The 15,153-nt window shown below is 28.9% G+C and carries 12 protein-coding genes; 3 read left to right on the top strand and 9 right to left on the bottom strand.

Annotated elements, in window-relative coordinates:
• Window positions 1–15 precede the first annotated feature (15 nt).
• Genes ABWO08_RS01550 through ABWO08_RS01540 form a run of 3 tightly spaced genes read left to right on the top strand, consistent with a single transcriptional unit; the run spans window position 16 to window position 5,109 of the window.
• Window positions 16–2,739, top strand: a complete 2,724-nt coding sequence (locus tag ABWO08_RS01550; RefSeq protein ID WP_353083292.1) for a disease resistance family protein — start codon at window positions 16–18, stop codon at window positions 2,737–2,739.
• Window positions 2,736–3,893 carry an ATP-binding protein gene (locus tag ABWO08_RS01545; protein WP_353083291.1) on the top strand — a complete coding sequence of 386 codons (1,158 nt, stop codon included), beginning with the start codon at window positions 2,736–2,738 and terminating at the stop codon, window positions 3,891–3,893. Before ABWO08_RS01550 ends, ABWO08_RS01545 begins: the two co-directional genes overlap by 4 nt.
• Window positions 3,894–3,900: 7 nt before the next feature.
• A complete protein-coding gene (locus tag ABWO08_RS01540; RefSeq protein WP_353083290.1) occupies window positions 3,901–5,109 on the top strand; it encodes a vWA domain-containing protein in 1,209 nt (402 codons plus the stop codon).
• 49 nt (window positions 5,110–5,158) lie between these two features.
• Here the strand turns inward: ABWO08_RS01540 and ABWO08_RS01535 are convergent, their stop codons facing one another.
• The 9 genes from ABWO08_RS01535 to ABWO08_RS01495 form a co-directional block, all read right to left on the bottom strand.
• Window positions 5,159–5,851 (bottom strand): hypothetical protein, encoded by a 693-nt coding sequence (locus ABWO08_RS01535; protein WP_353083289.1) that lies wholly within the window; start codon window positions 5,849–5,851, stop codon window positions 5,159–5,161.
• A gap of 79 nt (window positions 5,852–5,930) precedes the next feature.
• A complete protein-coding gene (locus ABWO08_RS01530) occupies window positions 5,931–6,557 on the bottom strand; it encodes a hypothetical protein (protein ID WP_353083288.1) in 627 nt (208 codons plus the stop codon).
• Between the two features lie 203 nt (window positions 6,558–6,760).
• Window positions 6,761–8,869, bottom strand: a complete 2,109-nt coding sequence (locus tag ABWO08_RS01525) for a tetratricopeptide repeat protein (protein WP_353083287.1) — start codon at window positions 8,867–8,869, stop codon at window positions 6,761–6,763.
• Complete coding sequence (locus ABWO08_RS01520) at window positions 8,869–11,436, bottom strand: hypothetical protein (protein WP_353083286.1); 2,568 nt, start codon at window positions 11,434–11,436, stop codon at window positions 8,869–8,871. Before ABWO08_RS01520 ends, ABWO08_RS01525 begins: the two co-directional genes overlap by 1 nt.
• A gap of 55 nt (window positions 11,437–11,491) precedes the next feature.
• Window positions 11,492–11,983 (bottom strand): hypothetical protein, encoded by a 492-nt coding sequence (locus ABWO08_RS01515; protein WP_353083285.1) that lies wholly within the window; start codon window positions 11,981–11,983, stop codon window positions 11,492–11,494.
• 7 nt (window positions 11,984–11,990) lie between these two features.
• Entirely contained in the window at window positions 11,991–12,341 is a 351-nt protein-coding gene (locus tag ABWO08_RS01510; RefSeq protein WP_353083284.1) for a hypothetical protein, read from the bottom strand.
• Between the two features lie 33 nt (window positions 12,342–12,374).
• Window positions 12,375–12,923: an acyl-CoA thioesterase gene (locus ABWO08_RS01505; protein ID WP_353083283.1), complete on the bottom strand. Its 549-nt coding sequence runs from the start codon at window positions 12,921–12,923 to the stop codon at window positions 12,375–12,377.
• A gap of 2 nt (window positions 12,924–12,925) precedes the next feature.
• A complete protein-coding gene (locus ABWO08_RS01500; RefSeq protein WP_502902941.1) occupies window positions 12,926–13,432 on the bottom strand; it encodes a DUF350 domain-containing protein in 507 nt (168 codons plus the stop codon).
• 13 nt (window positions 13,433–13,445) lie between these two features.
• Window positions 13,446–15,152, bottom strand: a complete 1,707-nt coding sequence (locus tag ABWO08_RS01495; RefSeq protein WP_353083281.1) for a hypothetical protein — start codon at window positions 15,150–15,152, stop codon at window positions 13,446–13,448.
• Between the last annotated feature and the right edge of the window lies 1 nt (window position 15,153).

The following is a 15,153-nucleotide window of genomic DNA, read 5'->3' as shown; positions in this document are numbered from 1 at the left end:
TAAAAAATAAAAAAAATGAGCACAAACTATAAAATCAGTCAATTACGAGATTTGTTTAACGATTGGGAAACCGGTTTGGACCAAGCAGTAACCTTATTACCCTTATTTTCAGTTGAGGTGATTAACGAATATTGGTCAATGGGTTGGATGCAAAATCCAGCAAATCCAGACGATAGATGGAAATCCGATTGGATTAGAGCTATACTTATGGCCTTTTCTCCAGAAGGAAGTTTGCCCAATGAGGCAAAAAACCAGGATAGAATAAGGCATACTAAAGAAAAATCTTACTATGATTCTACAGATAAATTTGACAAACTTTCACTAACTTCAGATTGGAATCATTTATCAGCACAACTACTACATGATATAATTAAAAATTTAAGGGTTACAAAACTTGAATTTAAAAGTATTGAACTTTTTGAAACATATTTGAGACAACCCGCTGATGTAATGGAAATTTCAGTATTTTTCAATATTTATAATAATGCTCCAACTTCAATAAAGGACAATGACCTTGCTAAAACAATTTCTGAGCGAATTCCTAGAGGGTTAGAAAACTTCAATTTATCGATTGAAGATAATTATAAAATTAATTTTTCTGAAAACGCACTTTCGGAATTAATAAACCTAAAATCATTTGCCTTCGAAAGTAGTTCTATAAATGGAGTACTAAATTTTTCAAACAATATACTTCTTGAAGAGATTACTATTAAATTGAAAAGTAAAGAAGATACTATTACTATTAAAGGACTTAATAATTGTTCGCTATTAAGAAGATTAACTATTGATGCAGAATCTAAAGGAAGTAGTAGTATTGAACCTATAGAAATTAGCAAGTTACCCAATTTAGTGTCTTTCAATATTTCTAATTCAATACATCAAGGCGACATTAAAGGGGTTATTAAAAATGAACTAAATTTAAATAATTATTATAATGATGGAGATGGTGTAGAAGGTATAAAACATATTGATATAGAATTATGTCCAAGTGCTGATTACAATACCAATGAAGTAGAATTAAACGGAGTATTAGATTTAGAAACCCTACAAATTAATGGCGAAGCTAAAGACATAGAACTAATTATGCTTCCTAAATTAATCGAACTTACTATCGATATTAAAGGAGAAGGAAGATCCATGTATTTGGATTTTTCTAGAGAATTAAATTCAAGACCTAAAATTAGCACAAATAAATTAACCTTATTATCCTTATTAAATTATAAAAACAACGAGTTTCCGATTGTACATGTTAATGCAATAGGAGAACGACCGTACCGCCATTTTTACGGTGATGTTTATCAAAACACAAAAGAAGAACGCTTATTTATAAATATTGACAAATCATCACTTGAATCTTTAGATGGAATTGAAAAAATAAAATGTGATACCGTTTTAATTTTAAATGCGAACAACGAACTTAAAAAACTATTTAAAGACCCAAATATTCGTTGCGAAAGCGTTAAAAAATTACTTATCACCAATTCTACAATAACAAATCTTGAAGGAATACATCAGTTTCCAAATGTTACTGAATTGGTGTTAAACGATTTGAATCAACTCGAAAACATTAACGGTTTAGAAAATTTTACACAACTTAAAAAAATTGATTTAACTAATTGTAGTCTAATTACATCTTTAGAACCTTTAGCTAATTTAACTGCGATTTCCGATTTAAAGTTATCTGGATGTGTGGCTATAAAACCTAAACCTAAAAGATTAAACCTTACCGGGATGCAAGTTTTTGATGAGTTAAATAGACATAACAAATCAAAACCTAAAAATAAAACAACCAGTTCGGCTGTTTCCATCAGTAAAATAATTGAACTATTTAATGTGGCAGAGGCAGATAGTATCAACCAAGGATTTATGCTTTTGAGTCAATGCGACCCAGAGGAGTTAAATCGTTTATACAACTCGGTAGATTACAATGAAAAAACAGGAAAATTAGTTTTTAGTTATTTACCAAAATCAATTTTGGAAGATGAAAATACCGCAAGATTGATTAGTTTATTACTATTATTTGAAGCGCCTGATTCCTCAATAGCCGGACAACATAGGACCAAAATTGAAGCTTTGTTTTTGAATTGTAATGTAGAAGTAAATAAACCTAAATTAACTCTTGGGTCTTTAACCAATCTTGATTTTATACCGTATTTCAATTCAATTGGGAAGTTTTCAAAATTCAAAAGGTTAAACCAAATTCAAATTGAAGAGTTTGCCTCATTTGATTTTATAGATATGGCTGAGGTTCCTTCGATAGTTGACATTCACATTTCAAATATTAAAGAGATATTGAATTTTGATAGCATGGCGATTAACAAAAACCTCGTTAAATTGACAATTCAAGAACAATATTATGTCGGGCAATCTGCTGCCAACGCAACACAACTTGTTGATGTGGTTTTTTCAAGTAACTTCGCGAGTTTGGAGTACCTAAAATTAAATCTAAATTGCAATACAATTAATGGATTAGAACATTTAGTAAACTGTAAAGATTTAAGACTAATTATTCACGCTGCATTAAACAAACTTACATTTAATAGTTCGATGAAAAAATTGGAATATATTTATCTAAAAGGTTGGTTTTATTCGGTTGAAAATATGGAACAATTAGAAAAATTAACAGAATTAGATCTTACACAAGCTTTTTTACATGAACCAAAATTTCTTATTAAATTACTATCTAACGAAGACTTTGTTTTAAATAATGGAATTTTAAAAAATACAAAATTATCATGAGTACAACTAATCAAGAAGGATGCCTAGGCGCTCAATTAGGCGGATCCGAAATGCAAAAAGTATTAGAACAACTTTTTGACACCAATTTAGCATTAGAAGAAAAAACAGGCAAACGCCCTACCCCAATTTGTATTTGGGGAACACATGGTTTAGGTAAAACCCAAATTGCTATGGATATAGCAAAATCTAAAAAATGGAAAATCGCTTATTGCGCCCCAGCACAATTTGAAGAAATGGGTGATTTGCATGGGTTGCCTTTTAAGATAGATCCAGACCCAACCAAAATTGGCGATGAGCGTACCGCTTATATGCCGCCAGATTGGGTTCCTACTGATGAAGGTCCCGGAATTTTATTATTGGATGATATGAATCGGGCCGATGATAGAATTCTTAGAGGAACCATGCAGTTACTTCAAAATTTTGAAATGTTCTCTTGGTCGTTGCCTCCTAAATGGCAAATAATAGCAACTGCCAATCCGGATAGCGGCGAATACTCTGTAACTCCAATGGATGATGCTATGCTAACAAGAATGCTGCATCTTACACTAAATTTTGATGTAAAATCATGGGCAGAATGGGCAATAAAAAATGGAATTGACAGTCGCGGGGTAGATTTTATATTAACCTATCCAGAAGTTATAACTTTTAAAAGAACTACTCCGAGGTCATTAGTTCAATTTTTTGGACAAATTCATAACATTCCAGATTTAGCTGCATCTATTGATCTTGTAGCTATTATTGCATCTAGTTGTCTTGATGAAGAAACGGTTACTAGTTTTATTACTTTTATTCAAAGTGCACTTACAAAAATACCGCACCCCTTAACTATTCTTAATGCTGAAAAAACAAATGATTTTGTTTCCATTGTTAATGAATTGGCTACAGGTGAAGGAGGATTTAAAAGAATTGATTTGTTGAGCACATTTTGTACACGTTTAGTTATAGAACTAAAAAAATCAGATTTTACCCCTCACAAAAATTTAGCAGATAATTTAGCTTCATTTTTATTAATGGATGTAATTCCTGGTGATTTAAGATTTGCTTTGCATCGTGATTTATCAGGAATCGGCACTAGTAATTTACCTTCTTCTAAAGGGGTATTGGAAGCATGTAAAAATCCAAAAGTTGGTGAAGCTATACTTAAGATGATTTAAACTAGTGATGGAAAAGGATAATGACCTATTAAATAAGGCAAATAATGCTGTTGCTAAAGCTGGAGTAGAATTATTACGAAAGGAGCCCTTTTATGCACATGTATTATCCGGATTATCACGAATTGTATCTGAAGAGATACCAACCATGGCTGTTTCATATAAAAATGATGGATTTTGCTTATGGATTAATCCCTTGTTTACTGTCAAAGAATTATCAGATAAAGAACGCATAGCCGTACTAAAACATGAAATTTTACATTTAGTTTTTAAACATTTATTTAGAAGCCGCGGTAATGATCGGGAACTTGAAAATATTGCAGCCGATTTAGTTGTTAATCAATATGTAACTCCTTGGCCTTTGCCAGAAGGGGCTCTATTATTAAGTAGTTTTCCAGATTTAGATTTATTGCCAGAGCAAACTTTTGAATGGTATTATGAAAAATTACGTAAATTACGTAATTCAGATGCTGGAAATAAACATCCGAAAAGCAAAAATACTCTAGATGCGGTTGAGGGTAATAAAAAGCAACGTGGTTATCATGATTTATGGGAAAATGGTAAACAAGGTGAAGGTTCAAATGACAAAATTGTTGATGTTGCGGTAAAAAAACTAATAGGTCAAGCATTGCAAAAATCTAGTGTAAAAAACATTGGAGATTTACCCTTAGGAATCCAGCGGGAATTAACTCGAATGAATGAGAAAACTCAAGTTTCTTGGAAACGTGTACTGAGAATATTTTCAAATTCTTGTGGCAAAACCAAATTAGAATCTACTAGAAGAAAAGAAAGTACCCGCTATCCTGGAAATCCTGGAACTAAAATTAAGCGGCTCCAACATATTGCAGTAGCTATTGACACTTCGGGTTCTATAGATGAAAAGACATTGCAATTATTTTGGAATGAAATAATTGGAATTCAAAAAACAGGGGCTAAAATCACCATTATTGAATGTGATTGTAAAGTACATAAAGTTTGGGAATTAAAAAGAAATGCCTCCTTACCAGAATTAAAAGGTGGTGGAGGCACTAATTTCGACCCCGTATTTGAATGGTTAAATAAAAACAGAAATCTAGGAATAGGTGGCTGTGTTTATTTTACAGATGGTTATGCTAATAAACCAACGATAAAACCCAATTGCTCTATGTTATGGACACTTTATGGCGCAGACGATGACACTTCACATTTAGTACCAGGTAAAGTAATTAGGATTGTATAAATTTAATAGGACTAGATAGTATCTAAGTCCTATTAAATATAATCGTTCATTACAGATGTTTAAAATAATTTCCTTTGAACTCAATGTTCTTTTCCTTAATTGTTTGCCAATTAGCAGGTACATTTTCAGGAATAAAATTCTGAACTAATGAAAATATATTAGGGGTATTTTCAAGAATGTATTTTATATTATTTTCATTTGCTTCTTGAGCTTCCTTTAAATTTCCTTTTTCATCATATTTTAATGCATTTAGATATAAAAAATTATTTCTAAAGTTAAAACGAATATAGATTTTAGATTCTTCCCATGTTGCTTCATTTTTTTCAACAAATTCTTTAAATTTATTGTAATGAGTGGATTTGAAATCCCATAGTATGTCAGCGGAGATATTAAATTTCAAATAATAAGTTTCTTCGTCTTCTCCAAAATTTTCATCTACTAGTTTGATATTAATTTTTGAATCTTCAGTAAACCCCGGACAATATCTTACACCACCAATTTTTTTTCCAGCAAATGTAAATTCGATTTCAAAAAGATATAATGTTTCGGAATCAGGATTTGTATTTCTTGGAAGTGGATAAGATCGCTTTGCAAAAAGATCATCACTCAATTGTACATTCGTGTAATTGTCAAGAAAATGTTTTTTTATATAATTTGGAATTAGTTCATTTTCCTTTCCAAGCACTTTTTTTGGAAATGAGAAAATAAAATCATTATCTACCTTTAAAGATGTTTTTGCCATTGTTATTATTATTTATTTTATTATTAATTTACTATTTTTTCGTTTTGAATTATTTTACTAAAATTTAATATTAAAATCATTAAAGTATTATAAACATTAAAACTAAAACTAAGAAAGAAATACTCAAGTTCTTTAAGTTTAAATATTTACCAGGTTGAATTCCTTCAAATTTCGCATTAGAAAAATTCTTATTTATTGATTTATAAATTTGAGTCACATAAGTATCTAAAGAACTTGTATGTAAATTTATTTCTAATTCTTCATTTTTTTCATTTTTAAATAAAACTACATAATCGGTTGCTTCAGATTGTATTGTGAGGCGATCACTTTTTACTTTTTTTATAGAAATGAAATTTGGTGCTTCAATAGATAAAGTTTTTCCTTCGTTATTTATATAAACGATATTGTCTTTACCAATTTGAATTTCACAATTTCTATTTTTGAAAGTAGTATAAATTCTACTGGCCCAAGTAATAATAAATATAATTGTCATAAACCATCCATACCATGGAATGTCTTTTATATAATACAATTGAGCTACAATTAATATCCCAATTAACCCAATTTGAAAAAACTCATAAAAGAAGTGTCTGTTCAAAATTAAAACATTCCCTTTTCGTGTTCCGTTAAAATAATAATTGTCTAATATATAGTCAATTAGTAAGTAAACGTTTATAAATAAAAGTAAGATGATATAGGTTTTCATAATATTTTTGGTTTTTAATTCGTTGCTAAAATACTATTTTCTCGTTTAATAACTTACATATTCCACTTTCATTTATGTGAAAATATTATTTGAATATTAGGCATACCTCAATTATATTTTACAGATTAAAATTTAATTTATTATTTCTTAAAACAACATTAATTCAGCTAGACGGAGTAATATTATTTCTTTAGAAGTATTCATTACTTGATTGCCCATTTTGGAATTAATTTCATTAAGTTCAATTGACTTGCTAAATCTATTGCTTTATTAGTAACCTCAATTGTTGCTTCATCATCTAATCCAAGGTTTTTAAATCTAATTTTCATAGAAATAATATAATATTTTAATGCTTTTTCTTTTTGATTTTGCTTGAATAAGCAATCGGCTAATTGAAATGAATTGTTACTTCCTTTAATCAAGCTAAATGATTTTTTAAAAAATTTAATTGCAATGTCCAAACTATCTTTAAAATTATAACAAATGCCAAGACTATAATACACACCAGCTAATTGTTCTTTTGAATCAGAATTATTTTTTATACAGTTTATGCTTTTATTGAAATATTCAATAGCATAATTATAATTAGCATCATTCAAATATACTTCTGCAATAGAATTCAGAGATTCAAAGCAATATTTATCTTCATTTGGAAACTCCTCTTTTTTTAGGTTTACGCTTTTATTATAGCATTCTATTGCTTTACTAGCATTATTACTTTTAAAGTATAAATCACCTAAATCTTGATATAAATTATTACAGAATTCATGTGATTTACCTAAGCTTTCAAAAAAAACTGGAATAGCTTTTTCCGCTGTTTTAATTGCCGAATAAAATCTTTCTTCATATTCATAATAGGTTACTAAATGCCAAAGTGCAAAAGCATAATCTTTAGTTTTATTGCCAAGTGTTTTTTCAATTATTTTAATATTTTCAGTAAGGTATTCTTTTGCTATTTTTTTATTATTTAGTTGGTAATAATATCTTGCTATAAAAGGTCTTACATTTGTGTTTATGGAATTATCATACCCTAATATCATTTCATTGATATCATATCCTTTTAATAAATATTTTATAGCAAGTTCATCATTATTTTCTTCATTTAGAATACAAGTACCCAGATTAGTAATTGCCATTGCTGTATTCAAACTAACTAAACCTTCAAACTTTATTCGTCTTTCTAGAACTTTCTCATATAATTCTATTGCTTGCTCATTCTCATTTTTATAAGAATGTACTAATGCTATATTATGAAGTGAATCTGTTAATTGTGCATCTGAATTTTGTAATAATTTCTCTCTAATTTTGAATGATTTTTCAAAATTTAGAATCGCTTCATCATAGTTACCTTCTATAATAAAAATTTGTCCTATTGTATCGTAACTATTGGCCACAAAAAGATGCATCTCACCAAAATCTTCCAATTCTATTTTTAAACATTTTTGACTAAAGTATTTTGTTTTTTTATGGTTAGAAAGTGATCGGCAAACTAAAATACAACTTGTATATAAATCAATTTTCTGTAAGTTGGTAATATTATTATTAAGTATCCATTCTTCTATCTTATCAATGTACATGAGTTTTTCATTGTTATCATTAAAGAATATAATACAATTAGCAATAGCTTCTACCTCTGCGAAACTTTTAAAATTGAATTTAGATTTTACTGTTTCAGAAATAATTTTAAGAAGGCCAACTTTATAATTATTATCACACTCCTTTATGCACTTTTTTATACAGATATAATCGTTTTCAGTTTTTTCATTCAATAATAAATTAAAAATATCAGTTACATTTTTTCTAATTAATAAATTATATTTTTCTTCATTTAAAGGATATTGTGAGTTATCAATAATTAAGAAAGATTCTATTATTGGTTTTATTACTATATCAATACTCATACCCCCTTGGTCAATTAACCAAGTAATTCTATCAAATCTTTTATTTTTAATATCTTCAATAAGATAAATTTCAACGGCATTCTTTAAATAGTTGAGTTTGTTACTTGACAATAAATTAAATAAAAATTCAATATTTTGATATTTTTTATCTTGATATAAAAATTTGCCTAAAACAAAATGCGAATATGCCTCTTGACTAAAACATATTACAATCGTATTATCTAGCATTGAGTTTGTTGATAATATGCTTTGAAATATTAATTCTTGAAAAGGACTGTCAATCTGAATATTTCTTACAAAAGGACCAATAATACCGTCCTCATATAAATCGTCAAGTAACAATTTATTTTGTTCTTTTTCTAGCATTAACTCAGCTATTCTAAATAATATGATTTCTTTATTAGTTCTCATTAATCAGCAATAACTCTTTCATGATACATAGACCAAATATTTATGAATCCTTTGTTTTTTGGTAAGTTCCTATTGTGAAATAGTTCTAAGAACAAACGAAGTAATAATGGATTATTTAGTTGGTCCGTTAATGATCTATCGTGATAGGTTAATTCTTCTAGTGAGAATTGTGGTTTATGTGTTTTTAAATTTTTTGTGATGTAGAAATTCCAAGCACCTTCTAATTCTTTTTTATTTAATGGCGTTAGCCAATGGCAATATCTAGCTAAAATATTTTCGTCTTTACCCTCTAAATTATCTGCATAGATTAATTCATCATATTTATTTTCAATTGTTGGAATTTCACTTTTAGCATTCACCCGCCAACTTAAAACTACTTTTATATGACCTCCTTTATTTTTATCTAAAAATTGCATAACTCCATATAAAAGACCATTCGGATTAGCATGTTCATTACCTCCATCTATTAAAATAGTAAATGGATTTTCTTGTGTAAATCGTTGAAAAGAAATAGCCTTCTCTATTTCAAAATCTTGAGATAAATTAAATTGGTATTTTATTTCGTCCCATAAATCAGTATGGGCCATTCTATTGGCTCTAAGCAAAATGGTTTTTACATCTCTTTCAAGGTATTGTTTACTAACTTCAACCAATAAATTTGTTTTACCGCTTCCTGCTTCAGCTGAAATAAAAAACAAACCTGCTCTAGCTCCAATCCAAGAACGAAGAGCAATCTCTGCGTCTTCTCTTGACTGGTATATTCCTTCTAATACTTTCCTTTCTTTTATCAAAGTTCTTACAGTTTCATTATTCCTGTATGTTAGACTTTGGTTGAATTTTTCAGATGTAAATGTTATTTCTGTATAGGGATCTTCTTTATCTTTATTTGTTAATAACAAATTCAACCTTTCTAAAACAGCTCCAGAAGTTTCATCGGTTATACTCTCAGGACTAAAGAAAATAATGCGCTTCCCTGTATTCTGTTCATATACCATCAACTTAGCTTTTGAAGATGTTTCTTTACGAAAAACTTCACCAGGTAAAACAAAAAATGGTACTAAATTCATGGCATCACCTTTTGCGTTTAAAAGTTGAACTCTATCGGCTGTTTTGTTTTTAGAGGTACTAGGTAAAGATTTAAATTCAGTTCCCATTAAACGCCACATTTTTAAGTTATCAAAACTTACCATTGAGTATTGACGACAAAAGTCCATTTCAACCAATAATTCTTTTAATATTGGAAAATATTTTTCCCATAATTCAATTGATTTAATATCACTTGGTACCATACCGTGTCCAAGATATTTATTTCTAAAATAAATAAGTTTACTTATAGCTGTTTTATGTTCCCCATTTGGGTCATATATTGAAGTTTCAATTTTGTCATAATATCCGGGCAATTCCTTAATAAACCACTGGTTATTATTATCATTTAAAGTAACTATTGTCTCTCTAATAAATTTATTCCAAAAACCAAATTGTGGACGATACAATAACTCTCTAAAGTTGTTATTAATGCTCTTGATTTTCAAACTACTATTAAAATATTCAGAAGCAGTAAGTAAACCTAAGTACTTTAAATAATTTAAAAATGTTTCTTTTAACAAATGTAATTTTTTATAGGGGTCTTGCTCTAATAAAGCCCTTTGATACGGAAATGCTAATAAGTAAGGAAACTCATTAATGATTTTTTTGTCTTTAAAATCTATGAAATCAGCAGCATTAATTGTTAGTGGCACTTTACAATTAGGGCAAAGTTGACTTGAAGAAAAATGAATTCTATTAATAGCTAATAAACAAGATTCACTGGCACAATAAAAGTTTCCTTTATTGGGAAACTCAATTGCTAGAGATTCTATATTTATTTTTTTATAGGATTCTGCTTTTAAAAATTCAATTTGCTTAAGAAATCGAAATAAAATTGGCTCATAAGTAGAATAAATAAGTTCACATTCTGCCTCTGAAATTACAGCACCATGACCTAAGTATTTATTTCTAAAATTGATTAATACATTCAAGGGAGTTCCTTCAATTTTTACTTTTTGAAGTTTACCAAATTCATCAGTATAATTATTTTCAATAGACTCTAACTTTTCTTTCTTTTGATTTTTAGAACTTTTACCCAAAACCGCAGAGTAATTTTCTATTGGTTCTTTTATATTAGAAGTTGTTAGATGTACATAAATTTTTGAAATTAACTCTGGCCAAGCTCCTAATGTCTCATGCTCCATTAATTTTTCAATGGATTCATCAATATCAATGTTTTTAAATTCTGAATTTTTGTAAATATTTATTTTACTATTCCCTAATATTCTCATTGAACCAATTAGAATATCAGAAATAAAATGAAGTCTTTTATACCAAATTTGAGTAGAATATAATAAGACTAGTGGATTATTAATAGCACTTGGATATTCACCAATAAATATTAGCAAGTCAGCTTCTGAGAACCCTATGTAACTTTTAATTAATTCATTGTTACAATTAGGACATTTATCCTCTGATAAATATTCCAAATTTTTTCCTGAGCAAGCCTCGTTAATACATTTGTACTTTATTATTTTCATATTCTTATTAATCAAACAATTAAAAATTGAGGTCTCTACCTACATTAAAATTATTCTACCAACTCGTCGAAAAAGGCCAAAAAACCGAATTTAGTTGTTCTAAAATCTTAATTGGGAATTTTGGCGTAGTATAAAATGTAGTGTCAATAATTTCTTCATTTTCAAGGTTTAAAATAAAACCATCTTCGTCTTCGCTATATAGGAGGTGCTTATTTATTACCGTTTGAAATTCTTTAAAAACCTTATTATCAATTTCATCAAGTTCTATTGAAACTTCATTGGTTGTTTCATTAAAATGTTCGTACTCCCAATCTGTTGGAAAAGAAGAATAGGCCCTATTAATTTTTGAATTATTAGGGTTTGAACCATACATTACATAAGAACACTCTTCCTGACAACCTCCTCCAGAATAACCGATCACAACTACATAATGACGAAAGGAATTGGAAGCGGGTAAAAATATTCTTTTATAACCTGAAAAAATCCTTAAATTTCGAATGGATTGATTTTCTATACATTCATTTGAATATTGAATTAGAAATTCCATTTAATAATTAAATATTAGATAGGTAAGAATCCTGTTCGCCAACTTCTTGTTCGATCCATTCTGCATCCTCATCATACCAATATCCTTTTCTAATGTGCGTTTCATGATCATAAACTAACACATACAATTCTGTTTCATTTGCATAATCATACAATTCATCCCAAAACGAAAAATCATTTAATGATAAATCTTTGTAGTAAAACAACAATGAATATCCAGCTTCTGAATCTGATTCATCTTCATTTACAATTGTTGCTTTATCAGGAGTACCAACAATACCCTCAATAAATTCTGTGCATTGTGTTTCTAAATCTTCTTGGCCTGGCCAAAAAATATTAAAGTCGATTGTAATTGCCATATTTTTAAAATTATTATTTATTCTTGTTTAAAACTAATTAATCACCACCTCACAATTCTCCTCAGAACACATACCTTTCAATTGGTCAACTGAAAAACCATTCAAATCCGACTTCAACATTACTCTTTTTTGTTTGGATAACTTTTTAAGCTCCATACCTTCACAAAAGCGGCGCAATTGTACTTCACTTTCAATCAGTAAGCCAGGAACTTTGGTAAGATTCCCTGATTCATCTTTGGCAGCCATTGTAAAATAGCAAGAGTTGGTATGCTTCTGAATGCCAGTTCTTGGATTTAAAGATTCCACTCGGATGCCTATAATTAAAGATGTGTTACCAACATAATTTACCGATGATTTTAAATGGATTAAATCACCCACTTCCACTGGATTTAAGAATTCAACCCCATCAACCGCTACGGTAACACAATAACTTGAACAGTGTTTTGTTGCTGTTACATAGGCTACTTTATCCATCAACGACAAAAGAATACCGCCATGAACTTTTCCTCCAAAATTAGCATACGAAGGGATCATTAACTCGGTAATGGTAGTTTCGGAATCGGTAATTCTTTTGCTTTGCATTTTTAATAAAATTTAGGAATTGCTGGATAAGGAATAAGTGCTTCGCATAATGCCCCAACATATTCATCAACAATAATTGATAATCCTAAAATTATTGCAACTGTAATTAATGAAATAGGAATATTATTGTTTTTTATCTCTACTCCTTCATTTACTTTAGTTAATTGAAATAGTACAAGCAAACCAGATGCAATTACTAGAATTGTACAAAAAAGACCAATCAAGACGAAAACTGTAAGGTATCCGAATGAACTTAATAGGGATTGTGATGTAAAATTATTATCCGGATTTAGAAAACGAATCGCATTTAATGCCGGACTAATAATTGAAGATAATATGAAGGAACCTGAAATAACAATTCCTGCTTGAAAAATTGAAAATGATGTGTTGTCCTGTTCAATTTTGTATATTTTTTTCATTGAAAAATTAATGATTTTAAATAATACAAATAAGGAACTGATACCTATTGCAAATGCTAATAAAAATTGAATAATGCTAATTGTTTTCATAATTTAAGTTGATTTAATAATTGTTTGAATATAATGCGATATCCCAATTGGACATATCTCGGTGTTGGGGAGCAATCATACCTAGTCTAAAACCTTTGGCCGTTAGTTCAACAGGATAATGATTTATTCCTTTAATATTTTTATAAACGCCATTACCTATTGGTAATCCAATTCCCAAAACGCTATGGCCATAGGCTTCACTCAACCATACGGAGGATGCAATATTTAATTTTTTTAAAATTGAATATCCCAATAAACTTCGAGTATCACAGTCTCCTTTTAAATTGTGCAAAAACTCATAGGGAGATTGTACTCCACCGGGAACATTAGGCATACACGGTTTTTGTTCGTTATGGTATTTAACCACAAATGAGTCATCTGGAGAAGAATCCATGATTTGTTTACAAGAACTTTGATGAATTAACACGTAGGGTATTTCTTGAATAAATGTGGTTACCATTTCGGCAGTTTGTAATTGATTTAATTTTTTTGCTACTGCTTTGTTTGATAACACACGAACAATTGAATCAATTTTAGTTTCATCTAATAATTCTAATTTTAAAAATAATTTATTGTAATAGGAAATAGGATTTTTAGCTGTTTTTCTTAAGTTAATTTCAGCTTGATTGTGTTCTTTTTGAGTTTCAAAAAAAGATTGAACAGAGGTTGTATATATCAGTTGGAATTTATTTGTTAGAAAATCATACCAATTAATATTTTTTGTTATTTCATAATCTATTTCACCATTTTTATCAACCTGTTTGGGCGGACTAACTACAATTGAACCGTCTTTTTTGGCTACTGTTGGATCTACAAAAGCCTCTTTATTTGAAAATAATGAGAATATAAAAAACAATAATGCTCCTGCAAAAAGAACACTAAAAATTGATTTCAAAGTGCTATTTGAAGTAAATCGAGTGATAAACCAACCTATAAATGCTACCAAAGCAAAATAAAAGTAGTTTGGAAAAAATACCCAAAATGAAGCAAGCAACATTAACCAAAATAGAGTGGTAAAAAATATACTGAAAAATTTAGACGATAATTTAGGTAATGTTGGTCCGGGTTGTGGTTCTTTAATTGGATCAATAATTGGCTCTTGAATAGTAGCGCCCGAACCAGTTGATACTGAATCTGCTTCAACTGTTAAAGTACTATCAGCACCAATCAAATCAACATTTTCAGATCGATTTAAGCCGTTGTTACTTTCAAATACAATAGGTGTTGGTGGAACTACTTTTGGAATTTCAATTTTAAAATAAATGGTACCATTTAGTTCAATGAAATCTTTCTTTGCATAGACATTAGAATCTTCATTAAGTTGAATATCCCTTAATAATACATCATGCAAATTTTCATTGAAATAATTTTCTTCGTTTACCGATATAAAAACATCTGGCCTTCTCCTTAATTTTGGAAGAAAAACACTTACATATTCAATCCAAAAAAAATCTTTCTTACTTTTTATTTCAAATGATCTAGAGTGAATAGATTGAAAATAAAAAGGTAATAATAAATATTTTTTTGGCTTAATTACATTGCTGAAATAGTAATCGCCTAGTTTCTCTTTTTCAACATCATAAGCTTCAATTTCTTGAATGTTTTTAATTTGAATGTAGGACCATTTAAAATCATAGAAATTATGTTTTCCAATACTTAAAACGGAATCTTTTTTAGTAGAAAGTCCTGTAAAATCTCCTTTATAATATTTATAATTCATA

The sequence above is a fragment of the Flavobacterium sp. genome (assembly GCF_040383245.1).
Lineage (GTDB): Bacteria > Bacteroidota > Bacteroidia > Flavobacteriales > Flavobacteriaceae > Flavobacterium.
Note: the sequence above shows the minus strand (reverse complement) of the source record. Positions and strands in the feature narration are given on the sequence as shown.